The organism is Mycobacterium ahvazicum, from assembly GCF_900176255.2.
In the GTDB taxonomy this organism is placed as follows: domain Bacteria; phylum Actinomycetota; class Actinomycetes; order Mycobacteriales; family Mycobacteriaceae; genus Mycobacterium; species Mycobacterium ahvazicum.
The window spans coordinates 1,850,663-1,874,627 of sequence record NZ_FXEG02000002.1 but is presented as its reverse complement, the minus strand read 5'-3'; the positions used below and the strand labels follow the sequence as shown (position 1 = coordinate 1,874,627).

22 protein-coding genes are annotated in these 23,965 nt (G+C 66.9%); 5 read left to right on the top strand and 17 right to left on the bottom strand.

The annotated features are described in order from the left end of the window. Window positions 1–75: 75 nt before the first annotated feature. From MAAFP003_RS11155 to mutA, 6 genes are all read right to left on the bottom strand, one after another. Window positions 76–1,197 carry an NAD-dependent epimerase/dehydratase family protein gene (locus MAAFP003_RS11155; RefSeq protein ID WP_096286899.1) on the bottom strand — a complete coding sequence of 374 codons (1,122 nt, stop codon included), beginning with the start codon at window positions 1,195–1,197 and terminating at the stop codon, window positions 76–78. A 220-nt stretch (window positions 1,198–1,417) separates the two neighbouring features. Further along, the gene (locus tag MAAFP003_RS11150; RefSeq protein ID WP_096291059.1) at window positions 1,418–2,407 is read right to left on the bottom strand and encodes a sulfotransferase family protein; all 990 of its coding nucleotides are present in this window, start codon (window positions 2,405–2,407) and stop codon (window positions 1,418–1,420) included. Between the two features lie 305 nt (window positions 2,408–2,712). Continuing rightward, window positions 2,713–3,999 (bottom strand): esterase/beta-lactamase LipL, encoded by a 1,287-nt coding sequence (gene lipL, locus MAAFP003_RS11145; protein WP_096286897.1) that lies wholly within the window; start codon window positions 3,997–3,999, stop codon window positions 2,713–2,715. Window positions 4,000–4,062: 63 nt separating this feature from the next. Next, a complete protein-coding gene (gene meaB, locus MAAFP003_RS11140; RefSeq protein WP_096286895.1) occupies window positions 4,063–5,046 on the bottom strand; it encodes a methylmalonyl Co-A mutase-associated GTPase MeaB in 984 nt (327 codons plus the stop codon). An 82-nt stretch (window positions 5,047–5,128) separates the two neighbouring features. Beyond that, on the bottom strand, window positions 5,129–7,384 hold the full coding sequence (scpA, locus tag MAAFP003_RS11135; RefSeq protein WP_096286893.1) for a methylmalonyl-CoA mutase: 2,256 nt from the start codon (window positions 7,382–7,384) through the stop codon (window positions 5,129–5,131). A 4-nt stretch (window positions 7,385–7,388) separates the two neighbouring features. Then, on the bottom strand, window positions 7,389–9,260 hold the full coding sequence (mutA, locus tag MAAFP003_RS11130) for a methylmalonyl-CoA mutase small subunit (protein ID WP_096286891.1): 1,872 nt from the start codon (window positions 9,258–9,260) through the stop codon (window positions 7,389–7,391). A gap of 192 nt (window positions 9,261–9,452) precedes the next feature. Between mutA and MAAFP003_RS11125 the strand changes: the two genes are divergently transcribed. From MAAFP003_RS11125 to MAAFP003_RS11115, 3 genes are read left to right on the top strand one after another with little or no spacing between them, the layout of a single operon-like run. Then, complete coding sequence (locus tag MAAFP003_RS11125) at window positions 9,453–10,214, top strand: TVP38/TMEM64 family protein (RefSeq protein WP_423790874.1); 762 nt, start codon at window positions 9,453–9,455, stop codon at window positions 10,212–10,214. A 49-nt stretch (window positions 10,215–10,263) separates the two neighbouring features. Further along, window positions 10,264–11,262 carry a S1 family peptidase gene (locus MAAFP003_RS11120; RefSeq protein WP_096286889.1) on the top strand — a complete coding sequence of 333 codons (999 nt, stop codon included), beginning with the start codon at window positions 10,264–10,266 and terminating at the stop codon, window positions 11,260–11,262. Between the two features lie 36 nt (window positions 11,263–11,298). Then, window positions 11,299–11,619, top strand: coding sequence for a hypothetical protein (locus MAAFP003_RS11115; protein ID WP_096286887.1), 321 nt, complete (start codon window positions 11,299–11,301; stop codon window positions 11,617–11,619). 23 nt (window positions 11,620–11,642) lie between these two features. On the opposite strand, the gene MAAFP003_RS11110 is transcribed toward MAAFP003_RS11115, so the two are convergent. From MAAFP003_RS11110 to MAAFP003_RS11100, 3 genes are read right to left on the bottom strand one after another with little or no spacing between them, the layout of a single operon-like run. Continuing rightward, window positions 11,643–11,999, bottom strand: coding sequence for a DoxX family protein (locus MAAFP003_RS11110; RefSeq protein WP_096286885.1), 357 nt, complete (start codon window positions 11,997–11,999; stop codon window positions 11,643–11,645). Between the two features lie 9 nt (window positions 12,000–12,008). Then, entirely contained in the window at window positions 12,009–13,145 is a 1,137-nt protein-coding gene (locus MAAFP003_RS11105) for an SPFH domain-containing protein (RefSeq protein WP_096286883.1), read from the bottom strand. Window positions 13,146–13,193: 48 nt separating this feature from the next. Then, a complete protein-coding gene (locus MAAFP003_RS11100) occupies window positions 13,194–13,622 on the bottom strand; it encodes an NfeD family protein (RefSeq protein ID WP_096286881.1) in 429 nt (142 codons plus the stop codon). Between the two features lie 57 nt (window positions 13,623–13,679). Between MAAFP003_RS11100 and MAAFP003_RS11095 the strand changes: the two genes are divergently transcribed. After that, window positions 13,680–14,633 (top strand): hypothetical protein, encoded by a 954-nt coding sequence (locus MAAFP003_RS11095; RefSeq protein ID WP_096286879.1) that lies wholly within the window; start codon window positions 13,680–13,682, stop codon window positions 14,631–14,633. Here the strand turns inward: MAAFP003_RS11095 and MAAFP003_RS11090 are convergent. Genes MAAFP003_RS11090 through fabG1 form a run of 3 tightly spaced genes read right to left on the bottom strand, consistent with a single transcriptional unit; the run spans window position 14,630 to window position 17,255 of the window. Then, entirely contained in the window at window positions 14,630–15,667 is a 1,038-nt protein-coding gene (locus tag MAAFP003_RS11090) for a ferrochelatase (protein WP_096286877.1), read from the bottom strand. The two genes, MAAFP003_RS11095 and MAAFP003_RS11090, sit on opposite strands and share 4 nt — an antisense overlap. 6 nt (window positions 15,668–15,673) lie before the next feature. Then, window positions 15,674–16,483 carry an NADH-dependent enoyl-ACP reductase InhA gene (gene inhA, locus MAAFP003_RS11085; protein WP_096286875.1) on the bottom strand — a complete coding sequence of 270 codons (810 nt, stop codon included), beginning with the start codon at window positions 16,481–16,483 and terminating at the stop codon, window positions 15,674–15,676. 13 nt (window positions 16,484–16,496) lie between these two features. After that, on the bottom strand, window positions 16,497–17,255 hold the full coding sequence (fabG1, locus tag MAAFP003_RS11080) for a 3-oxoacyl-ACP reductase FabG1 (protein WP_165796352.1): 759 nt from the start codon (window positions 17,253–17,255) through the stop codon (window positions 16,497–16,499). Between the two features lie 186 nt (window positions 17,256–17,441). On the opposite strand from fabG1, the gene MAAFP003_RS11075 reads away from it, so the two are divergent. Further along, a complete protein-coding gene (locus tag MAAFP003_RS11075) occupies window positions 17,442–18,281 on the top strand; it encodes a DUF559 domain-containing protein (RefSeq protein ID WP_096286871.1) in 840 nt (279 codons plus the stop codon). A gap of 81 nt (window positions 18,282–18,362) precedes the next feature. Here MAAFP003_RS11075 and MAAFP003_RS11070 read toward each other — a convergent pair whose 3' ends face one another. From MAAFP003_RS11070 to ripA, 5 genes are all read right to left on the bottom strand, one after another. Then, window positions 18,363–19,370 carry a VWA domain-containing protein gene (locus MAAFP003_RS11070; RefSeq protein WP_096286869.1) on the bottom strand — a complete coding sequence of 336 codons (1,008 nt, stop codon included), beginning with the start codon at window positions 19,368–19,370 and terminating at the stop codon, window positions 18,363–18,365. Beyond that, entirely contained in the window at window positions 19,367–20,329 is a 963-nt protein-coding gene (locus MAAFP003_RS11065) for a DUF58 domain-containing protein (protein WP_096286867.1), read from the bottom strand. Before MAAFP003_RS11065 ends, MAAFP003_RS11070 begins: the two co-directional genes overlap by 4 nt. Further along, on the bottom strand, window positions 20,326–21,459 hold the full coding sequence (gene moxR1 / locus MAAFP003_RS11060) for a chaperone MoxR1 (protein ID WP_096286865.1): 1,134 nt from the start codon (window positions 21,457–21,459) through the stop codon (window positions 20,326–20,328). Before moxR1 ends, MAAFP003_RS11065 begins: the two co-directional genes overlap by 4 nt. A 166-nt stretch (window positions 21,460–21,625) precedes the next feature. Then, complete coding sequence (gene ripB, locus MAAFP003_RS11055; RefSeq protein ID WP_096286863.1) at window positions 21,626–22,354, bottom strand: NlpC/P60 family peptidoglycan endopeptidase RipB; 729 nt, start codon at window positions 22,352–22,354, stop codon at window positions 21,626–21,628. A gap of 44 nt (window positions 22,355–22,398) precedes the next feature. Further along, window positions 22,399–23,835, bottom strand: coding sequence for an NlpC/P60 family peptidoglycan endopeptidase RipA (ripA, locus tag MAAFP003_RS11050; RefSeq protein ID WP_096286861.1), 1,437 nt, complete (start codon window positions 23,833–23,835; stop codon window positions 22,399–22,401). Between the last annotated feature and the right edge of the window lie 130 nt (window positions 23,836–23,965).

Below are 23,965 nucleotides of genomic sequence, written 5' to 3'. Positions count from 1 at the left end.
ACCCAAGGCGGCAACGACAGAGTGCGGTGCGCGCACCAGCCGTTACCAACCACGCTGCATGACGTGCGGGTGCTGCTAATTCCGCCCGGCATGTTCGGCTACCGAGCGGTTCGAATCGAGTGTGTGATCGGTTGTCGCAGAACCAGATTCGCGTTGCTTGCCAATCCATTCCAGCAGTTTCTGCAAACCGTCGTCGAGCGTCCATTTCGGCCGCCAATCCAGCGCTTCTTTCGCGGGCTGAACGTCACAGCTCGCGGCACGCACATCGCCGTCGCGGAATTTCGATACGACGACCGGTTCGGGCGCACCGCAAACGGCGCTAATCGTTTGTGCCAGCTCATGAATCGTTGTCGGGGTACCTGATCCGATGTCCAGGCAGCGTTGCTCGGGCGCGGGTTGCTGTACCGCCGCGAACAGCGCGTCGATAACGTCGTCGATGAACACGAAATCGCGCACAATCCGGCCGTCTTCGTAGACCTCCAGCGAATGCTGCGCGCGAGCCAATCGCGCGAAGAGCGCGACTATTCCGGTATACGAATTGGTCAACGACTGGCCCGGCCCGTAAACGTTCTGCAAGCGCAGCACACTGACATTCGTGTCGTGCGCGGCGGCCCAGGCCGCCAAGGTGTGCTCCTGGGCGAGTTTGGTCGCCGCGTAGACATTGGTGGGTCGAGGCTCGGTTCGTCCAGCGCAGCTGGGCAGCGGCACCGCGGGCTCACCCGTCGGTCCTTGCGGATCCCAGTTGCCCGCCACCAGTTGCGCGTGGCTGCGTGGCCGCGGATAGAAGATGTGCCCGCTGCTCTGCCAAGCGCCTTCGCCGTAGACGGCCCTCGATGACGCCAGCACAAGCTGATCGGGCACGAATCCCGCCCGGCTCAAGCCGTCGAGCAACTGGGTGGTGCCCACGACGTTGACCGAGCCATGCCGCGTCGCCTCGGAGAGCGATTGCGCTGTTCCCGTCTCGGCGGCCAAATGGACGATCTGCGAAGGACGGAACAACCGGAGCACGGCATCCCAGTCGGGCGCATGGGTGACGTCGCCGGTGAACAACCGCACCGATGCCGGCAAGTCGATCGCCTGACCCGGGGCATGCACCTGCGGGTGCAGCACGTCCATCACCGCTACCTCGTAACCGGCCTTGACGAGACGGCGCGACAACGCAGACCCGATAAATCCAGCTCCACCGGTGATAAGCACGGATTGTGACAAGAGCCGAGGTCTCCCGTTCGTCAATGGGTCTGGTCGATCATATCGAGGAGTGCCCTGCGGCTAGTGGCATTCGCGATTTAGGTCCGCAGCTACCACGTGACCGACAGCGGGCGTGGTGCCGGTTCGCCGGGATCGCACTGCTCGTCCCGGATTGTGAACAGCTTCGTAATGCCTGCAGGACAAGCTTTTTCAGTGGCCTGGCAAACCGCTAGGCCCACGTCCCCCGCCGCCCGTGTGCCATCGCGACAAGCTCCATCATCGGAATCGCGATCGACGGGCGCAGGAAGCGGTAGAGGGGCTTCCTGGAAAGAGCCCGGAAATCCTCGAAGGCCGCGCACAACTCGTCGCTCGTGCGATACGACTCGAAAATGCGATCCAGTACGGCGGTGTCCAGCGGCTCGTCGTGCGCGGCCTCGCAGAGCGTGTGGTGGACGGTGGAAATCCAGTCCGCGCCGAGCCCTTTCACGCATCCGGAGTGTCGCTGGCGCCGCAGATCATCGGTGAGGAACTCCTCGATTGCGTCCTCTTGCTGCGTGTTCAGGTCGATGTTGAGCGTGGTGGCTATCCGCTTGACCTCCCGGCGCCAGTTGTCCAGGAAGTCGGCGTAGTCGACGAAGACACGCGGCAGGCCGCGCGTGTAGCGCTCCGCCAGAAGGCTGTATTTCAGCCACAGGGCACCCGAGAGCTCCCGCGAGACTTGCCAGGTCGCCGCGACGGACGAGATGACCTCCATCGGGTGGCGGACCGCGACGACTACCCCCACCTCGAAACCGGCCCGTCGCGCGGCGTCGAACCACAGCGGGGACAGCGTGGTTATCCGGGGTTCCTTGATCACCAGGACTGGCGCGGCGGGCAGCTTGGTCAGGTAGGCCTCGATCTGGCCGATACAGGCGGCCCTCTCCTTGGCGTCGAGCGCGTCGACGTCCATCGAGCACAGTGACGGATCGAACCAGGCGGTGTGCTGGCGATGCAGAATGGTTTCGTTGATGGCGATGGCCTTGCGCGGCTCCCAGTAGCCGCGCGGGTTGCCGGCGTCGGCGCCCAACATCCCGGCGGGCAACGCACCACCGGAGAGGGAAAGAACACGGGTAAGTGCCGACGTTCCGGACCGTTGCGGCCCCAATACGAAAAGGACGACCCCGCGATGCGCGCTCGTGGCCTTGCGCGCCCTCTTGGCCCGGCCGTCCGTCGCCGTCACGAACACGACTCCAAGCCGGCTGCGGAGGCCGTCCCACCGTGGTCGATCTGGCCCGCGGGGTGGCGGCGCGGCGCCCCCACCCCGTATATCGAGCCGCAACATCGACTTTCGATCATTACCGAAACTAATTTACGCGACTGCAGGGGAATCGCCACTTTAGCGGCGGTTGCGTCGTGGTGGGTACGCACGGGAAAGCCTTTCATTCGGCCCCCTACCTCGTGGTTCGTTGGCTGGTAACCGGGTGTTCACCATCGAGGGTTGCCCGATTTTACCGCCGCAGCCGAAGTTTCGCGCGGAAACGCGATTCAGCCAGCAACTGCTCCCGGCTCACTGAACGGCGCCCCGAACTCGGTGACCGGCCGGAAACCGCGCTTGCGGGCCTTCCCGACACCCACCCGGAGCAAGTTGCCCAACGTGGCCACGCCGGAGTGATCCAGCATCAGGAATGGCGACAGTAGCCGGTTGTGCACGAACGCGAACGCCAGCCCCGACGCGGGGTCGGCCCATCCGAACGATCCGCCCATTCCGACATGTCCGAAGCCCGGCATCACATTGCCGAACGGCACGGTGTGATAGCCGAGGTGGAATGACAAGGGCACCATGATGTTTCGGTCCCGCTTCAGGCTGCGTCGCCCCGTCAGCCCGGCGACGATCTCCGGCGACAGGAAGCGGATGCCGTCGATCTCACCGTTGTTAGCGATGGCGCCGTACATCCGCGCCAGCCCGCGAGCCGTCGCCACCCCGTTGGCCGCCGGCATCTCGGCGTCCAGCAATGGGATATCGCCCTGCACAGCGGCCATGACGCCGCGGAAGTACAGCGAGCGGAATCCACCCGAGAGCTCGGTGGCAACCTTGCGTGCCGCGTAGCCGATGACGGGGTTTCCGATGACGTTCTGCGGCATGATGATCTCGGCAACCTTGGTCGGCGCGCCGGCGGGTGGCCGGCCCAGGTGCATGCCATCGGTGCCCAGCGGCTCGGCCAGTTCCTCGCGGATCAGCGTGCGCATCCCCTTGCCGGTCACGGCGCGGGCCAGGCCAGACATCAGCCAGCCAAAGGTCAGGGCGTGGTAGGCCGGTTTGCCCAGCAACCGTCCGGGCGACGCCGCGGCCAGCCGCTCTTCCATGATCAGGTGATCCAGCAGGTCGTCCTGCGTGGCGCCGCGCAAGCCCGACAGACCGCCGCGGTGTCTCATCACCTCGCGGACGGTGAGCGTCGACTTCCCGTTGGCCCCGAACTCACGCCAGTACTGGGCCACGGGCGCTTCGTAGTCGATCAGCCCCCGGTCCGCGAGCCGGTGGATGACCGTCGCGGCCATCCCCTTGGTCGCGGAGAAAACCATCGGAGCCCGGTCGGCGGTCCAGGGCACCTTGCCCGCCCGGTCCGACCAGCCCGTCCACACGTCAACGACTGGTTGGCCATCGAGGTATACCGCCAGCGCTCCACCACCGAAGCGGCGACCGGGGAACAGGCTCGAAAAGCCGCGCACAACGCAAGAGAAGTTTGGGTCCACCGCACCGAACACACGATGACCTGCGTCAGGGACATCGCGGGAGGCGTTCGTGCGGCGATCGACCCCGTTGTCTACCGTCACGATTTTGAATTTACTTCGGATCAGCCCGGCTGAGGCGCAAACACGGATTAATTTACCTTTCCGTTAGCGCGACGCCGCGTCTAGTATTTGCTGGGCCGCCAGCGCGGGGGTCAGCTCGCCGGCTTTGACCTGCCGCTCCAGCTCGGCGCGCATGTTGCGCACCGCCGGATTGGACAGCACCCGATCCAGGACCGTGTCGCGGACCATCTGCCAGGTCCAGTCGACTTGCTGATCACGCCGACGGGCTTCGAACTCTCCAGCCTCGGTGAGCACCCGGCGGTGACGCTCGACGGTGTCCCACATCTCGGCCAGTCCACTCCCCTCAACCGCGCTCATCGTGAGAACCGGTGGCCGCCATAGAGTTTCGCGTGGATAGATCAGTCTGATCGCCGACGACAGCTCCCGGGCGGCTTTGCGCGCCTCGGGCAGGTGCTCGCCGTCGGCCTTGTTGACCACGACAATGTCGGCCAGTTCCAGCACGCCCTTTTTGATGCCTTGTAGCTGGTCGCCGGTGCGGGCCAGAGTCAGCAACACGAAGGTGTCGACCATGTTGGCCACGGCCACCTCGGACTGGCCCACGCCGACGGTTTCGATCAGGATCACGTCGAAACCCGCCGCCTCCAGCAGAACGACAGTCTCCCGGGTGGCCTTTGCTACACCACCCAAAGTTCCCGATGTCGGCGATGGCCGGATGTAGGCGTCCGGGTGCGCCGCCAGGCGTGACATCCGGGTCTTGTCGCCGAGGATCGAGCCGCCGGTCCGCGTCGAGGAGGGATCGACCGCCAGGACCGCCACCTGGTGGCCGCGGTCGATCAGGTGCATGCCCAGCGCTTCGATGGTGGTGGACTTTCCGACCCCCGGCACCCCGGTGATACCCACTCGATGGGCATTTCCGGAGTCGGGCAGCAATTCCAGCAGCAACTGCTGGGCCCGCTCACGATGGTCGGCCCGGGTGGACTCCAGCATCGTGATGGCTCGTGGCAGCGCCGCACGATCGCCGCTGCGAATAGCCTGGGCCAGTTTGTGAGCCGCGTCCTGGGAGGTCATGGACACCCCAAACCCGCGAAAGTGCAACCGGGAACGCATTTCGCGAGTAACGGCGTCCCTGGTTGCACTTTCGCAGCGGTCTTCACTGATCCAGCGAGTACCCGAGCCGCTCGGCGAGCTTGTGCAGCAAGCCGATTGCGGCGTCGGCGATCACCGTGCCGGGCGGGAAGATGGCCGCCGCACCCGCCTGGTAAAGCTCGTCGAAGTCCCCGGGCGGGATCACGCCACCGACCACGATCATGATGTCGGGCCGGCCCGCTTCGGCGAGCGCGTCGCGCAGCGCGGGAACCAGGGTCAGGTGTCCGGCGGCCAGCGAGGACACGCCGACCACGTGCACATCGTTGTCGGCGGCCTGGCGGGCGACTTCCTCCGGTGTCGAGAACAGCGATCCGACGTCCACGTCGAATCCGATGTCGGCGAATGCCGTCGCGATCACCTTCTGCCCGCGATCGTGGCCGTCCTGGCCCATCTTGGCCACCAGGATCCGCGGCCGGCGGCCGTCGGCCTCGGCGAACTTCTCGACTAGTTCGGTGGCGGTTGCCATGTTGGGAGCCTTTCCGGCTTCGTCGCGGTAGACACCGGCGATCGTGCGGATCTCCGCCTGGTGGCGGCCGTAGACCTTCTCCAGTGCGTCCGAGATCTCCCCGACCGTGGCCTTGGCCCGCGCGGCGTTGATCGCCAGCGCCAGCAGGTTGTTGCCCAGGCCGTCTTCCCCGGCCCGGCCGTGCGCGGCGGCGGCCCGGGACAGATCGGCCAGTGCGGCCTCGACGGCCTGCGAATCCCGGTTCGCCCGTAGGTCTTTCAACTTCGCCAGCTGTTCGGCGCGCACCCGGCTATTTTCGACCTTGAGGACCTCGACCTCCTGGTCCTCCTCGATCTGATACTTGTTGATCCCCACCACGGGCTGGACGCCCGAGTCGATCCGGGCCTGGGTGCGTGCGGCGGCCTCCTCGATGCGCAGCTTGGGAATGCCGTCGTCGATGGCCTGGGCCATACCGCCGTGCTCGGCGACCTCGGCGATGTGGGCCCGCGCGCGCTGCGCGAGCTGATGGGTCAGCCACTCGACGTAATAGGAGCCGCCCCACGGGTCGATCGGCCGCGTGGTGCCAGACTCCTGCTGCAGCAGGAGTTGGGTGTTACGGGCGATCCGCGCGGAGAAGTCGGTGGGCAGCGCCAGCGCCTCGTCGAGCGCGTTGGTGTGCAGCGACTGGGTGTGGCCCTGAGTCGCCGCCATCGCCTCGATACAGGTCCGGGCGACATTGTTGAAAGCGTCCTGCGCGGTCAGCGACCAGCCCGAGGTCTGCGAGTGTGTGCGCAGCGAAAGCGATTTCGCGTTCTTGGGGTTGAACTGGCTGACCAGCTCGCTCCACAGCAACCGGCCCGCACGGAGTTTGGCGACCTCCATGAAGAAGTTCATCCCGATGCCCCAGAAGAAGGACAGCCGCGGCGCGAACTTGTCGATGTCGAGGTCGGCGTCCAGGCCGGCCTTGATGTAGTCCACACCATCGGCCAACGTGTAGGCCAGCTCCAAATCCGCTGTGGCACCGGCCTCTTGGATGTGATAGCCGGAGATGGAGATTGAGTTGAACTTCGGCATCTTGGCGCTGGTGTATCCGAAGATGTCGGAGATGATTCGCATCGACGGCTTGGGCGGATAGATGTAGGTGTTGCGCACCATGAACTCTTTGAGGATGTCGTTCTGGATGGTGCCGGCCAGCTTCTCCGGCGGCACCCCCTGCTCCTCGGCGGCCACCACGTACAGCGCCAGGATCGGCAGCACGGCCCCGTTCATGGTCATCGACACCGACACCGACGACAGGTCGATACCGTCGAACAGCTGTCGCATATCCAGGATGGAATCGATTGCTACACCGGCCATTCCGACGTCACCCTGAACGCGGGGATGGTCGGAGTCGTATCCGCGGTGAGTGGCCAGGTCGAAGGCCACCGACAGGCCCTTCTGGCCGGCGGCCAGGTTGCGGCGGTAGAACGCGTTGGACTCCGCGGCGGTGGAGAAGCCGGCGTATTGGCGAATTGTCCACGGCTGGTTGACATACATCGTCGGGTACGGGCCGCGCACGAACGGCGGTTCACCGGGGAAGCTGTTCAGCGGGTAGCCGTCGGCTTCGACGGCCGCACGGTCGGCCGCGATGTAAACCGGTTTGACCGCAATGTCTTCCGGCGTATGCCACACCAATTGATCGGGGGTGTACAAGTGCGCCTCGGCGGCCGCGGCGACATGCTTGTCCACGGCGGCTTCGGTGGGCTGCTGCCCCTCGCGGTCGCCGTGCAGCGGGATGTCGGCGAAGCTGCCGATCACAGGAGTCGACGTCGTCATCGTGTTACGCCCCCAACCGAGTGAGCAGATCCGAAAGCGCTTCGATCGCATTGATTTTGGCTGTCAGGTATTCGTCGGGCCGGTGCTCGGGATCGGTATTGGCGACCGCCTTTTCCGGTCCGGCCAAGTAGACCCGCGATACTCCGGCGTTGCGTGCCGCGTCGACGATAGCGGCCGCCTCGGTCGCGTAGCGCTTGTCGGTGCCGCAGATCACCGCTGCGGCTGGCGATCCCGCATCGGACACCGCCGCGGCGACCCCATCCGCGTCGAGGGTTCCCGGGTTGACCGCCTCGATGCCGCCCGACGCCAGCAGGTTCGCCGCGAACGTGGTGCGGATGTTGTGCTCGGCCAGCGGGCCCAGCGGAAGCAGCAGCGCCTTGGGCCGGGCATCGGTGCGGGCCAGGAAGGCGTCCGAGCGGTCGCGCAAGGTCTCGAATCCCGCGGCGTAGCGCTGCAAGTTTCCGACGTCGGGTTGGCCGATCGAATCACTTTGCGGCAGTGCAGGTTCGGACAGGTTTGGGAATTCATTGACGCCGGTGATCGCGGTGCGTCGATGCGCGATGTCGTCGGCACGGCGGGCGGCGATGTCGGCGATCTGATCGGCGATGTAGTCATGAGCGTCGACGAATCCGCCGCGGCCCTCGATGGCCTGGAAGTGTTCCCAGGCGCCCTCGGCAATGCGTTGCGTGAGGTCTTCGACGAACCACGAGCCACCGGCGGGGTCCAGCACCCGGCCGACGTGCGACTCCTCCAGCAGCAGCAGCTGGGTGTTGCGCGCGATGCGCCGGGCGAAGCTTCGTGCCGTACCGGGAAAGCCACCCGGGATCGCGATGTCGAACGGGAAGACGAGCACGGTGTCGACGCCGCCGACACCGGCGCCGAACGCGGCCAGCGTGCAGCGCAGCATGTTCACCCAGGGATCGCGCTGGGTCATCATCGGCAGCGACGTCTCCGCGTGCACGATCGCTCCACCCGCGTCAGGCTCCCCGACGACCTCGGCGACCCGCGCCCACAGTTGACGCACCGCACGCATTTTCGCGATCGTCATGAACTGGTCGTCGTCGGCGGCCAACCGGAAGCTGATCTGGCCCAGCGCCCGGCGGACCGGCATCCCCGACTCGGTGAGCACCCGCAGATAGGCGACCGCGGCCGCGACACTGGCGGCCAGCTCCCAAGTCGTGTTGGCGCCCAGATTGTGGAACGCGGGCCCGTCGACCGTGATCGCCCGCACGCCGTGATCGCCGGTCACCCGCGACGCGACCGCGACGACGTCGTCGATCGTCGGCGCGGGGCGTCCGCTGTGCGCCGCGGTCAGCGGGTCGGCGCCCAAATCTATCGAGAGGGTGGCGCGTTGGCCGGATTCGACCTCGGCCACCAGGGCCAGCATCGCGTCGGCCGCCGCCGCGTAGTCCGCGCCGGCCTCGAGGATGATCGGCGCCATGCTCAGGTAGACACCCGCGAGCAGCCCTTCGAGCTCCTGGGGAGCCACGCCGCCCGCCCCGACTCGCAGCAGTAGCGCGCTGACCCCGTCACCGAGCGAACCCAGCACGGCCGCGTTCGTTTCCGCGGCGCTGGCACCGGCGGACGGGAATGCCTCGACGACCTTCCAGCCGGACTTGACGTCGCGGAAGGGGTCCGCCCCGCGCAGGTAGGGCCACTGGCCGGGCAGCGACGGCTCGGGCAGCTCGTCGAACGCGGTGTAGAGCGGACGAACGGCGAATCCGTCGTAGGTCGGGGTGTCCAGCAGCTGTTCGGGTTCTTGCCCCAACTCGGCGGGTTCCTTGCGGGTGCTCTTGGCAAGCACACCGGCAACCGCGGTGCGCCAGCGCTCGCGAACCTGTTCCAGGTCGGCGAGCTCGGGTACATCAATGGACACCGACTGCTCCTGTTTTCGCAGCTATTGGCAACGTTGCTTGAGGTTGCGGAGGACACGCGACTCGCTAATCAGGCTAATTGATTGCCCCCGCCGTCAAAAAACCGTGCGGTGGAATCGGTCGGTCCAGGTCGTCGGCGAAACACCAAGCCGGGGATACAAGTTATTCATATCCGGCCCGTAACGTTGAGTGGCGTGACGGGCCCGGCCACCGCCAAAACCACCAGTACGCTGCGCAGTCTCAGGCGCGCGCTGGCGATGAGCGTGCGCCAGCTGTCCCGGCCGCGCGCCATCGCGGCAGTGGTCGGTATCACAATCGCGGTGGCCGTGGCGCTCTGGGTTCCGCTACCCGGCGCGGTGCAGTTGCGCGATTGGGCACAATCGCTGGGCCCGTGGTTTCCGCTGGCGTTTCTGCTCGCACACATCGTCGTCACGGTGGTGCCGGTACCCCGCACGGCGTTCACCCTGGCCGCGGGTCTGCTGTTCGGGCCGGCCCTGGGCGTGCTGATCGCGGTGGTCGCCAGCACGGCGAGCGCGGTGCTGGCGCTGGTGTTGGTGCGCGCCGCGGGATGGCGGCTGTCGCGGCTGGTTCGTTACCGGGCGATCCACCGGGCCGACGAGCGCCTGCGCGAGCGGGGCTGGGTGTCGGTCGTGTCGCTGCGGTTGATTCCGGTGCTGCCATTTTCCGTCGTGAACTACGCAGCCGCCGCATCCGCCGTCGGCATCCTGCCGTACACGCTGGCCACGCTGGCCGGCCTGCTACCCGGCACCGCCGCGGTCGTGTTTCTCGGCGACGCGCTGGCCGGTCACCCGAGCCCGCTGCTGTTCGCCGTGTCGTTGGTCACCAGTGCGCTGGGGCTCACCGGGTTGTTCCTCGAGATACGTCATTACCGCCGGCACCACCACCGCGCGCCGCATCCTGACGAACCCGCGTCGGAACCGGCTATTTTCAGCTAACTGCGCCGTTTTCTTGAGCGCGCCGCCGCTTGCCTGAAAGATCTATTCAATGGAGCGGGTCTACGCGCAGCAGCTGGCAAGTTTCAGCTTGCAGCCGTCGCGGGCCGGTCTGCTCGTGCTCCTGCTCGGCGCGCTGGCGTCGGTGGCCGTCGCGGTGTTGTCCTTCGTGCTCGACCGGATCAAGCTGTATCGCGTGCCGGCCGGCAGCGTCCTCGCCTCACCGGTGATGCGCTACCCGCCGGTGGCACGGGCGCGGCCGCACGCCTCGTGGGTGACGATCGGTGCAGCGCTCGCCGCCGTTGTGTGTATTACGGCCATCTGGCTGGCGCCCAAGAATTTCGAGCACACCATGGAACCGTCGCAGCCCGAGCTGACACCCATCGCGTTGCCCGCGTCCGCTGCCGCGGGCCCGGGGGCGGGCATCTACGTCGAATACACCGACGGTTCTGGTGGAATGGGTTGCACCGCTGGGTTTTTGGTGCGCACCAGCAGTGGCCAGGCGGGTGTTCTCACCGCGGGTCACTGCAATCGGTCCCGGCAACAGAGCAAGGTCGTGATGAACCTCGCCGGGATCCTCCCGTACGCGAAGTTGGGCACGTTCGTCCAGACCGTCAACGAGGGCGTCCACGACGAGCAGCACGACATCGGCCTGATCGTGCTCGACGGCGACCATGTCCCGCAGAGTCCGGCCATCGCCGCCGCGTTGCCGATCACGGGGGTCACCACCGAGCTGTCGGTCGGACAGCAGCTGTGCAAGTACGGCATGAGCAGTGGCGAGGCCGAATGCGGCGCGATCCTCGACGTCACCGAGAGCAAGGTCTCGTTCGCGGCGGGCGGCCAATGCGGTGATTCCGGCGGCCCGGTCTACCTCATTCGAAACGACGGCACCGCCACCGCGGTCGGCATCGCCATTCGGGGCAGCAATCCCGCCAATCCCGCCGCCGGGTGCCTGGCCCCGGCGGAATTCTCCGTTGCCGAACTTGTGCAGCCGTGGCTCGACCAATGGCATCTGACCGCCATGACCGCACCACCATCCGGACCGCGCTGACGACCATTCTCGACACGACGAGCACTGGGGAGCGACATGACGTCCGACGACAGCCACGCCGGCGCACCCGCGCGGCGCTTTTCCACGGCCGCGCTGGTCGCCGCCGGGCTGGCAGGGCTGATCGTCGGCGCTATCGCCGCTTTCGCCATTACCGGCCTGGTGTTTACGATCCGCGTCCAGCTGCCCCCGCCGCCGTATCCACCGCCGTTTTCCTCCCAGACGCCGGGGTATCCCGCGCCGCCTGCGCCCACCGGAGTGGCGCCGGCGCCCAGCGTGGTGCCGATGCCGCCATTGCCGCCGGGGCCGCACGCGCAGCCGTCGTCGACTCCGCTCGAACCGGCCTTGCCGCAACCGTGACCTTCAGCGGCCCCCTGAGCTAACTAACTCTGATCCGGTCCGCGAACCGTCATCGCGGCGACCAGGGCCAGAAACACTGCAGCCGGCAGACCGTTGACGACCTTGTCGCGCACTCGCACGTGCGCGGCCACCGCCAGGGCGAAGTACAGCGTCAGCATCGCCGTCGTCAGCCTCGCCAGCGCGGGGAAACGGGTGACCGACAGCAAGCCGACCGCAGCGGCGGACTTCACCACCGGAAGCACGGGCCTGACGTTCTCCGGGAGTCCGACGTCATCCAGAATTTTCCTGATCGGGGCGATCTGGACACCGCACAACACCGCGTCGACGGCGTGAAACGCACCCAGCGCCGTATACGTCTTCGGGGAAGTCACAACACTCATCTGACAATCCTATTGCGTCAATTCGGGTGGCTGGCCGTCGATCGGCTGGCGGGCTATCGCCTCGGCCTTGGCGACCGCCTGGGCGATCTTGGGGTCGGTCTCGGTGGAGAACCAATCGGCCACGTCGGCATCGTCCGCGGCGGGGGCGTGCTGGGGCACGTCCTCGACCGGCGACGGCTCGAACCGGAACACCCCGTCCTCGCCGGGCGTGCCCAGCAGTTTGGTGAAACCCTGTAGCGCCGCGCTGAAGTCGCTGGGCACCACCCACACCTTGTTGGCACTGCCCTGCGCCATTTTCGGCAGGGTCTGCAGGTACTGATAGGCCAGCATCTCCGGAGTGGGCCGGCCGGCCTTGATCGCAGCGAACGTCTTCTCGATGGCCTTGGCCTGGCCTTGCGCCTGCAGGTAGGCCGCGGCCCGCTCACCCTGAGCGCGCAGCATCCGGGATTGCCGGTCCGCCTCGGCGGCCAGGATCGCGGCCTGCTTGGCGCCCTCGGCGGCCAGGATCTGCGCCTGCTTGGCACCCTCGGCCTGTTTGATCGCCGCCTCCCGGGTGCCTTCCGCGGTCAAGATCATCGCCCGCTTCTCCCGGTCCGCCTTCATCTGCTTCTCCATCGATGCCTGGATCGACGGCGGCGGGTCGATGCTGCGCAGCTCGACCCGGGCGACGCGCAGGCCCCAGCGACCGGTCGCCTCGTCGAGCACACCGCGCAGCTGTCCGTTGATCTGGTCGCGCGAGGTCAGAGTCTGCTCCAGCGTCATACCGCCGACGACGTTGCGCAGCGTGGTCGTGGTGAGCTGCTCGACGCCGACGATGTAGTTGCTGATCTCGTAGACGGCCGCCTGCGGAACGGTGACCTGGAAATAGACCACGGTGTCGATGTTGAGCGTCAGGTTGTCCTCGGTGATCACGGGCTGCGGCGGGAACGACACCACCCGCTCGCGCAGATCAACCCGGGCCCGGACGCGATCGATGAACGGCACCAGCAGCGTCAGCTGCCCGCTGACCGTGCGGCTGTACCGACCCAGACGCTCGATCACCGCGGCTTCGGCCTGCGGTATCAGCGCCACGGACTTGGCCACCACGATGATCGCGAAGATCACCAGAACGGCCAGCAACACCAAACCCGCAACCGCACCTTCCACCGGAGTTCCTTTCTCTCGCAGCGTCTTCGCAGCGTCTGTGCCGACCGATCAGTGCTTGAACACCACCGCCGTCGCGCCGTCGATGTGCACGACCGTGACCGATTCGCCGGGCTCGTAGACGTCGCCGTCGTTGAACGGACGCGCCGTCCACACCTGGCCGTCAAGTTTCACCTGACCCTCGTCGCGGGCAACCCGATCGAGCACCAGCGCGCTTTTGCCCTCGAGCGCCTCGATGCCCGTCGGCAGCGACTTGGGGGTCATCCGCTGCCGCAATGCGGGCCGGACCAGCACGACAAGCAGGATTGAGACGACCAGGAACACCGCGCCGTCGGCCAGGATCGGCCAATTCGTGAACCACGCCGTGACCGCGGCGGCCAGCGCACCGCCGCCCAGCATCAACAGGAACATATCGCCCGTCAGCGCCTCGGCACCGGCAAGAGCCAGCGCGAAGATCAGCCAGCTCAGCGCGATCGCCATGCCGTCAGAATACGCGTGATCCGCCTTTGCCGGACCGAACAACTACACTGCGAGATCATGTGGTGTCCGAGTGTTTCACTGTCCGTGTGGGCTAACGCCTGGCTCGCCGGCAAGGCTGCGCCCGATGACGTATTGGACGCGTTATCCCTTTGGGCGCCAAAGCAATCCGTCACCGCGTATGATGCCGTCGCGGCCGGTCATACCGGACTGCCGTGGCCCGACGTCCACGACGCCGGGACCGTGTCGTTGTTGCAGACGCTGCGCGCCGCGGTTGGCCGGGTGACGCTGCCGGGGACCGCCGGTGCGCCGGGTCCGCTGCACGGGCGGATCAACGTGGTGCTGCCGGTTCCCGGCGACGTGCGCGGCCTGGCCCCCGGGACGCAGTTCGAGCGCGACGCCCTGGCCGCCGGTGAGGCGGTGATCATCGCGCACCCCGACGATCCGACGGCGGCGGTCGGCCTGGTCCCCGAGTTCTCCTATGCCGATCTCGACGATGCCGACGGCGACGAGCCGGATTCACCGGAGTTGTGTGCGCTGGCCTGGACGGTGTACTCGCTGCCCGGCGCGCCGGTGTTCGATCACCACGAGCTGGGCGATGCCGAATACTCGCTGCGGTCGGCGGTGCGGTCGGCCGCCGACGCGCTCGGAGCGATCGGCTTGGGATCGGCCAGCGACATCGACGATCCGCGTGGGCTCGTCGAGCAGCTACTGGAATCCACACGGCAACACCGGATTCCCGACCACGCTCCGTCGCGTGCATTGCGGGTGCTGGAGAACGCCGCACACGTCGACGCGATCATCACGGTCAGCTCCGGGCTGAGTCAGGCGTCGGATGCCGCTGCACCGGATCGCTTCGCGGCTCGCGTGGCGTCCGGGCTGGAGCCGGTGGGCACCCAATCGTCGTCGGAGGCGCGGATCGCGGGCGACGCGCTGCGACCGCTCAACGCGGTGGTGCGTTCGGCCCGGATGGCCGCGGTGAACGCGATCATGCAGTCGGCCTGGGCCGACTAACCGCCTTCTCGCGCAACGCAATGCGGCGGGCGGCATGCCGCGCCGTTGACGCTGCCCAGGCAGCCCGCCACCGGATCGGGGCCGGTCACCCGCTCCGGGCCACGGCCGTACCGCAGTTCGTCGATCAGGTCGGCGGCGAGTTGCGCGAAACGCGGGTGGGCGTTCGGCGTCGAGGCCCGCACCAGCGCCACACCGGCCGCCTCGGCCTGGGCCGCCAGCTCGTAATCGAGATCCCACACCACCTCGATGTGGTCGGCCACGAAACCGATCGGGCAGATGATGACGGACTGGGTGCCCGCCGCGGCCAGCGCCGTGAGGTGGTCGGCGACATCGGGTTCCAGCCATGGCACCTGCGGTGGTCCCGAGCGCGACTGCCAGGCGAGGTCGTACTCGGTGTATCCGGCAGCCGCCGCGACAAGACTTGCGGCGTAAGCGACTTGGCGGCTGTACAGTCGCGGGCCGAGGCGCTCGTCGGCGGCCACCGGAACCGAATGCGCGGTGAACAGCAGACGCGCGCCGGCCTGTTGCTCCGGAGTCAGGGCACCGGAGGCAGCGCCGATGGTATCGGCGAAGATCTGCACGAACCGCGGGTGATCGAAATAGGGCCGCAGCTTGACCAACTCGGGCGCATCGGGCCCGGCGGCCGCCCGGGCCCGGGCGATGTCTTCGCTGTATTGCGAGCAGCTGGAATACCCGCTCCACGCCGACGTGGTGAACACCACGGCGCGACGAACACCGTTGTCGCGCATAGTCTTAACTGTGTCTTCGACGTACGGCTCCCAGTTGCGGTTGCCGAAGTACACCGGCAGCTGCTGACCGCGCTGGGCCAGTTCGTATTCCAGCTGCATGACCAGCGCGCGGTTGATGGCGTTGATCGGCGACACGCCGCCGAAATGCAAATAGTGCTCGGCGACGTCGTCGAGTCGTTCCGGCGGCACGTTGCGGCCCCGGGTGACGTTCTCCAGGAACGGCCGGACCTGCTCCGGGCCCTCTGGTCCGCCGAAGGAAAGCAGCAGGACAGCGTCAAATTCCATTGCCGTCTACAGCAATTGGGTGCTGGCGCCGCCGTCGGCGTAAATGATGGTGCCGGTGGTCGCGGGCAGCCAGTCCGAAAGCAGCGCGCACACCGTCTTGGCGACCGGCGTGGGGTCCTTCATGTTCCAGCCGATTGGAGCGCGCTGGTCCCAGCCTTCCTCGAGCAGCTGCATCTGGGCGCCGGCCTCCTCGCCGAGGGCGCCACCGACGATCGCGCTCATCGCGAGCGTCCGGATCGGCCCGGCAGCAACCAGATTCGAGCGGACGCCGGACTTACCTGCCTCGCGCGCCACGAACCGGTTGACCGACTCGAGTGCACTCTTGGCGACCGTCATCCAGTTGTACGCCGGCATCGCGCGAGTTGGGTCGAAGTCCATACCGACGATGGAGCCACCCGAATTCATAATCGGCAGAACCGCTTTCGCCAGCGACGCGTACGAGTACGCCGAGATGTGGATGCCTTTGGACACGTCTTCGTATGGTGCGTCGAAGAACGGGTTGATGCCCATTCCGGTCTGCGGCATGAAGCCGATGGAGTGCACCACACCGTCGAGCTGGTTGCCCTCGCCGATCTCGGCGGTCACCCGCTCGGCCAGGGTGTCCAGATGCTTTTCGTTCTGCACGTCGAGTTCGATCAGCGGCGCCTTCTCGGGCAGCCGGTCGGCAATGCGCTGGATGAGCCGCAATCGGTCGAACCCGGTCAGCACCAGCTGCGCGCCCGCCTCCTGCGCCACCTTGGCGATGTGAAAGGCGATCGACGAGTCGGTGATGATCCCCGTGACGAGGATCCGCTTGCCTTCGAGTAGTTTTGTCATGTCAATCCTCTGCTTAGTGGCCCATGCCCATGCCGCCGTCAACCGGGATCACCGCACCGGCGATGTAGCTCGCATCCTCAGACGCCAGGAAGCTGACCGCCCCGGCGACCTCCTCGGCGGTGCCGACCCGCTTGGCCGGAATGAATTCCAAGGCGCCCTCTTGGATCCGCTCGTCGAGCGCGCGCGTCATCTCGGTGTCGATATAGCCGGGGGCCACCACGTTCGCGGTGACGCCGGCCTTGGACAGCTCCCGGGAGATCGAGCGGGCCATGCCGATCAGACCGGCCTTGGCGGCAGCGTAGTTGGCCTGGTTGCCGATGCCCCAGCTGCCGGACACCGAACCGATGAAGATGATGCGGCCGAATCGCTTGCGCTGCATGCTGCGCGAGGCGCGCTGAGCGACCCGGAACGCGCCAGTGAGGTTGGCGTTGATGACCTCCTCGAACCGCTCCTCGGTCATCCGGATGAGAAATGCATCCTTGGAGATGCCGGCGTTGGACACCAGTACCTCGACCGGACCCTGGTGCTCCTCGACCTCTTTGAAGGCGCGGTCGACAGCTTCGCTGTCGGTGACATCGCACACGACGCCGAACAACCCCTCGGGTGCCCCGGAGCCGCGGTGTGTGACGGCCACCTTGTGGCCGTCGGCGGCCAGCCGCTGGGCGATTGCCAGACCGATCCCCCGGTTTCCGCCGGTCACCAAGACCGACCGGGATACGAATGGGGGTTTGCCGCCGGCGGTGGCGGACTCAGTGGCTTTCTCAGTCGCCATGTCAGTCACTCGGCCAACCTATCGTCTCGGTGTGGCAGAGCTCCAATCTGCCCCTTTTTGCGGCGAGGCGTCACGGCACCTCCCGGTCGCTCCGCGAGCGTAACGTCACGCAGAGAAATCTCAGCAAATGCCAGCGTGGCGTTACGCTCGTCGATTGCTGTCGGCGGTCCTAGGCACACTTCTGCCATGACAGACCCGTTCCTCGGCAGCGAAGCCCTGACTGCGCGCAGGCTGTCTCGCCATGAGCTAACGAGCCGCTACGTCGCGCTACACAAAGACGTGTACGTGCCGCGGGATACCGAGCTAACGCCCCTGCTGCGCGCGAAGGCCTGCTGGCTGCGCTCCCAACGCCGCGGCGTCCTCGCCGGCTTTTCCGCCTCCGCTTCGCATGGAGCGAAGTGGATTGATCCGGCTTTGCCCGCCGCGATCATCGACACCAACCGGCGTCCCGCCGCCGGAGTGCGAGTTTGGGAAGAGCGCATCGACGGTGATGAGATCGGCGTCATTGACGGGATGCGCGTAACCACACCGGCGCGGACCGCACTCGATCTGGTCAGGCGGTACCCGTTGGGGATTGCCGTCGCGGCGGTCGACGCACTCGCGCAAGCGACCGATGTCAAGCCGGCCGATGTCGACCTGCTCGTCGAGCGCTATCGCGGCCGGCGGGGCTTGCGGGCCGCCAGAACGGCTCTCGAACTGGTCGACGGCGGCGCGCAGTCGCCGAAAGAAACCTGGCTGCGCTTGCTGCTGGTGAGCGCGGGATTTCCACGGCCGCAGACACAGATTGCAGTGCGCAATGAATGGGGTTGGGCCGAAGCGTATTTGGATATGGGCTGGGAGGAAATCAAAGTCGCTGTCGAGTACGACGGCGATCAACACCGGTCCAGTCGGGCCCAATACGTCAAAGACATCCGCCGTCTGGAGATGCTCGACCGGATGGGCTGGCTCGTCGTTAGGGTTGTCGCCGAAGACCATCGCGACGACATCATCCGACGCGTCAGTGCGGCCCGCGCTCGCCGAGCGTAATCACACGCAGGAAAGTCGACCCCAATACCACCGTGGCGTTACGCTCGCGAAGACAGGCGACCGACAGAAGAGACAGAGCAGCTAGGTCGGCAGCCTTCGGTTGATCAGCAACGCGGCCAGCGCCGCCAGCGCCAGCACCAGCGCACCCAATCGCAGCCAGCCCACGCTGGCGTCGCCTTTGATCGTCTCGTAGCCGATCTGCTGTTGCAGCGAGGCGTAGACCTGCTTGAGCTCCTGCAGCGTCGACGCATTGAAGGAATTGCCGCCGGAGAGCTGGGCGACCTTCTTCAGGGTCTCGTCGTCGACCGGGACCGGCTGGCGCTGGTCGTTGATCTCGACGAAGCCGTACGGGGTGCCGAACGAGATCGTCGAGATCGGCACGCCCTGGTCCTTGGCGGTCCGCGCGGCGGTGAAAGCCCCCTTGGGGTTGTCCGGGTTGGTTGGCATCGTCTCCTTGCCGTCGGAGAACAGCACGATGCGGGCCGGGGGCGGCTTGTCACCGCCGCCGATGACCGCGCCGACGGTGGCGATGGCCTGCAGCGCGGTGAAGATCCCCTCCCCGGTCGCGGTGCGGTCGGCGAACTGCAGCTTGTCCAGCGCGACCTTGGTCGCCTCGCGGTTGGTCGTCGGCGACACCAGCACCGTCGCGGTCCCCGCGTAGGCGATCAGCCCGAGGTTGATGCCCGGGGTGAGCTCGTCGGCGAACTGCTTACCGGCCTCCTGCGCGGCGGCCATCCGGTTGGGTTCGACGTCGGTGGCACGCATCGACTGCGATACGTCGATCACCAGCATCACCACCGCCCGGTTGCGCGGAATCCGGACGTCGTTCGTCGGCCCGGCCATCGCGACGGTCAACAGCACCAGCGATGCCACCAGCAGGATCGCCGGCAGGTGCCGCCACTTGGCGGGCCGCTTGGGGGCGACGCTTTCCAGCAGCTCCATGTTGGCGAACCGCAGCATGCGCCGCTGGCGGGCCAGCTGCATCAGCACATACAGCACGCCCAACCCGGCAACGACGAGCAGGAAGAGGAACCACCATGCGTGAGCGAACCCGGACAGCGACATCGCGCCCAGCAACGGCAACGTCACTGGCGCCCCGCCATAGCCCCGCGCCGGCGGGACTCCACGAAGCGGACGATGTCGGCGATCCAGTCGCGGTCGGTGCGCAGCGTCAAAACCGGTGCGTCGCAACCACGTATCGTTCGGGCCACGTCGGCACGATGCGCCGCGGCCGCCTTGGCGAAGTCGTCGCGCAGTTGCGCATCGACGGTGAATTCGCGGGTCACACCGGTCTCGGCGTCCTGCAGCACGACGTCGCCGACGTCGGGCAGTTCGATATCGCGTGGGTCGAGCACCTCGATGGCCAGCACCTCGTGGCGGGCCGCGATCGCGCGCAGCGGGCGCATCCAGTTGATCGGCCCGAGGAAGTCACTGATGATCACGGCCATCCCGCGGCGGCGTTCCGGCCGGCGCAACGCGTCGATGGCAACCGCCAGGTCGCCGCGCACACCCGTCGGCGCCTTGGGCATCGTCGCGATCGTGCGCAACAGCGTCTGCTCGTGCTGGCGCCCGGACCGGGCCGGCACCCGGACCGTCGTCGCCCCATTGGTGACGAGCGCACCGAGCCGGTTACCGCCGCCGCTGTTGAGGAACGTGATGGCGGCCGCGGCGGCCACTGCCAGATCCCGCTTCTCGCAGACGGTGGTCCCGAAGTCGAGGCTGGCCGACATGTCGACCACCATCCAGGTTTCCAGCTCGCGGTCGGCGATCATCTGCCGGACGTGCGGGTGGGTGGTGCGCGCGGTGACCGCCCAGTCCATCCGGCGGACGTCGTCGCCGGGCTGATACTCCCGCGACTCCCCCGGCTCCGAACCCGGTCCGGGGATCAGGCCGAGATGGTCGCCGTGCAGGACACCGTCGAGCTTGCGCCGTACCGTCAGCTCGAGCGTGCGCAGCGCCGCCGACAATTTCGGGTCGTCGATCTGCCCGCGCTGAAACGACGGCGGGTGCAGAGCCGCGGGCTTGGCGGCGGGGTTCGGATCGGTCACCGATTACTGGCCGCGCCCGCAGCCTGCATCACCGGCGGAACCGAATGCCCTTGCTGCGGAACGGCATTCACTTGCGGAAGGGAAACAGTCTGCAGGACCCTGTTGATGACGATCTCGGGCGAGATCTCGTCGGCCAGCGCGTCATAGGTCAGCACCAGCCGGTGGCGCAGCACGTCGGGGATGACCTCGACGACGTCTTGCGGGATCACGTAGTCGCGACCGCGGACCAACGCCAGCGAACGCGAGGCCGCGATGATGCCCAGCGACGCGCGCGGAGATGCGCCGAACGAGATCCAGGTCTTGACGTCGTTCATGCCGAGCTGCTCGGGGTGGCGGGTGGCGGTGACCACGCGCACCACGTAGTCGACCAGCGCGTGGTGGACGAAGTTGTTGGCCGCGATGTCCTGCAACCGCAACAGGTCGTTGGTGTCCAGGATCTGCTTGGGCTGCGGTGGCTTGACGCCCATCCGGTAGATGATCTCGCGCTCTTCCTCGGGCGAGGGGTAGCCGACGTTGATCTTGAACAGGAAGCGGTCGCGCTGCGCCTCGGGCAGCTGGTAGACGCCCTCGTGCTCGATCGGGTTCTGCGTCGCCATCACCAGGAACGGGTTGGGCAGCGGGAATCGCTTACCACCGATGGACACCTGACGCTCGGCCATGACCTCCAGCAGCGCCGACTGCACCTTGGCGGGCGCACGGTTGATCTCGTCGGCGAGCAGGAAGTTGACCACGACCGGGCCGAGCTCGGTGTCGAACTCTTCCTTGCCCTGCCGGTAGATGCGGGTACCGATGATGTCGGTGGGCACCAGGTCGGGGGTGAACTGGATACGCGCGAACGTGCCGCCGACGACCTTCGCGAACGTTTCGACGGCCAGCGTCTTGGCGACGCCGGGCACACCTTCGAGCAGCACGTGACCCTTGGACAGCAGACCGACCAGCATCCGCTCGACGAGCTGGTCCTGGCCCACGATGATGCGCTTGACCTCGAAGATGGCCCGTTCCAGGGTGTGTACTTCGGCAGCCAATCCATCGGCACCACCTGACGGCGCCGCATGGGCTCCGGGGCCAGACTGCCCGCCCGGACCCGAGTGACCACTGGCGCCCGGGGGCGGCCCACCTGCTGCTGTCATCTACATCTCTCTCTTCAGCTCAACCGACACAGCTCAATCAGACACATCTGCCATCACGACGAATGCCGCGGGTCAGCCCCGTGCCTTTGTCCAACTATTCCAGGCGCCTGGGATTCCGTCGACGCCACGGCTCGCTGACGAGCCGCGATCTGACGGCACACCTGGGTCAGTACTCGATGATCCTAGTCAGGTACGGCGTCATACCGGGCTTGCGCACGGGGCTCACGGTCACTTTCCCCGCGCTTCCGGATGCCTCCAGCATCTGGCCGTTGCCCAAGTACATGGTGACGTGCTGGCCGCCGCCCGGGCCGTAGAAGATCAGGTCGCCGCGGCGGGCCTCGCTGGGCGGGATGTGCCGGCCGGCGTTGTACTGATCACCGGAGAACCGCGGGATCAGCACCCCGACGCCGGCGAATCCGTACCGCATCAGACCGGAGCAGTCGAACCCGGTGATGTTCGCACCGTCGTCGATGCCCTTGCTCGGACCCTGCAGCGAGCCGCCACCCCACGAATAGGGCACGCCCATCTGCGATCCCATCCTTTTGATGACGTACTCGATGGCCTGGCGGCCGTTCGCCCGCGGAATCTTGGCGCCCGGGTTGGTGGGCGTCGCGGATGCGGCGGGGGCGGGATCACCCAGGATGTTGATTCCCAGACCGCCGAGGAATTGCCTGCCCAAGTCCATCGTGGTCTGGGTGGCCTGCGCGGTGGCTTGCAGCGACGCGTTTGCGACGGCGAGCGGATCGCCCGGGGCACCGGCGCTGATCGTCGCCGGCAGGGTCGGATCCCACGTTCCGGGATCGGCGTTGGCCGGGGCGGCTACAGACAACATCAGCCCGGTCACCAAAGTGGTGATCCAGGCCAAGTTGAACAGGCGAAATCGCTTGTGCCGCATAGCTCCTCGTTCGGTAGTCATCCTCGTTTGGTAGTCATCCTCGTTTAATAGTCGATGTAGCGAATCACGTAGGGGGTCATGCCGCTGGTGCGCACGGGTGCGACGCGCACCTTCAAACCGATGTCGGGGGCCTCGAGCATCTGGCCCTGACCGAGGTAGATGGTCACGTGCTGACTACCGCCGGGGCCGTAGAAGATGACGTCGCCGCGACGCATCTGGGAGGACGGGATCTTGCGGCCCAGGTTGTACTGCGAACCCGAGTAGTGCGGCAGCTTGATGCCCACCCCGGCGAACGAGTACAGGACCAGGCCCGAGCAGTCGAAGCCGGTGATCCCGGCGCCGGAGTCGATGCCTTTACTCGGGCCGGCCGCGTTGCCACCGCCCCAGGAGTAGGGCACGCCGATCTGCGACATGCCGCGACGGATCACGTATTCGGAGGCCTGTCGGCCGTAGACGCGCGGGATGCGTCCGCCGACGCCGCCCGGGTTGGCGTTGGTGATCCCGGTGTCGTCGGGCTTGAGAATGCCGATCGACTGCAGGAAGCCCTTCCCCATCTGGGCGGTGACCTGCGTCGAGGTGGCCGAGATGCCCAGCACCTGGTTGATCACCGCGACCGGGTCACCGGGCACGTTGGCACTCGGCACCATCGGAAGCGTGGGATCCCAGCCGTCCCAGTGCCGTCCGCCGGACGGGGCCTGCCCGGCCGGCGCTCCCGGATCCCAGCGGTCCCCCGTCGTCGGCGTGCCGCCGCCGGCCCCGGTAGACCAATGCGCGGACGCGAGTTGGGCCTGCTGAAGTTTCGCCTGGGCCTCGTCACGCTCAGCGGCCAGCCGGGTGATCTGCTCGCGCTGTTCTTCGAACTTGTGCTTCGAGTTGGTCAGCGCGGCCACCGCGGCGTCCTGGCTGGATTTCGCGTCGGCAGCGGCCTTTTCGGCCTTCTGCTTGGCCAAGCGCGCCGCGGACTCCTTGTTCACCTGCTCGGTGCGGGCCCGCTGCAGGTTGTCCAGCACCGTCTGGGCACTGGCCGCCAGGGTCCTCGAGGCGCTTTCGGTCGCGATGATGTCCTCGGGGCTGCGTGCGGTCAGGTAGCTGCCCGACGGACCATTCATGTAAGTGGCGGCGGCGAAAGTGTTGAAACGGCGTTGGGCGGCAGCGATTGCCGCATTGGCATCCTTGACCGACTGCTGGCTGACCTCGAGATCGTGCTCGGCCGCGGTCACGTTGTCCCGGGCGGTCTCGACGTCGACCAGGGCCTTGTTAACGGCCTCTTGCTCGCCCTGGATTTCGGCGCTCAGATCCTCCAGCCGCTGGTTGGCCTTGGCGACGTTGGCGATCAGCACGCCGAGGCTGTCGGCGTTCGGATCAGCCTGCGCCAGACCGGGTGTGGTGACCAGCATGGCCACACATAGGACCGACGGAATGACCGGACGGACCAGCCTGGCGAACGGTCGCGCAGCAGAGCCCCGGCGTGTGCGTCTCATTCGACTTAGCTCCCCTTGGGCTCAACGCGGACGGCGGCGCCAGCCCCAATTTTCTCTATTAGCGCCAAAGACAACACGAGCATCTTTTGCACCGTACGTCACAGTGGTCGGCGAAGATATGGTCGTCACA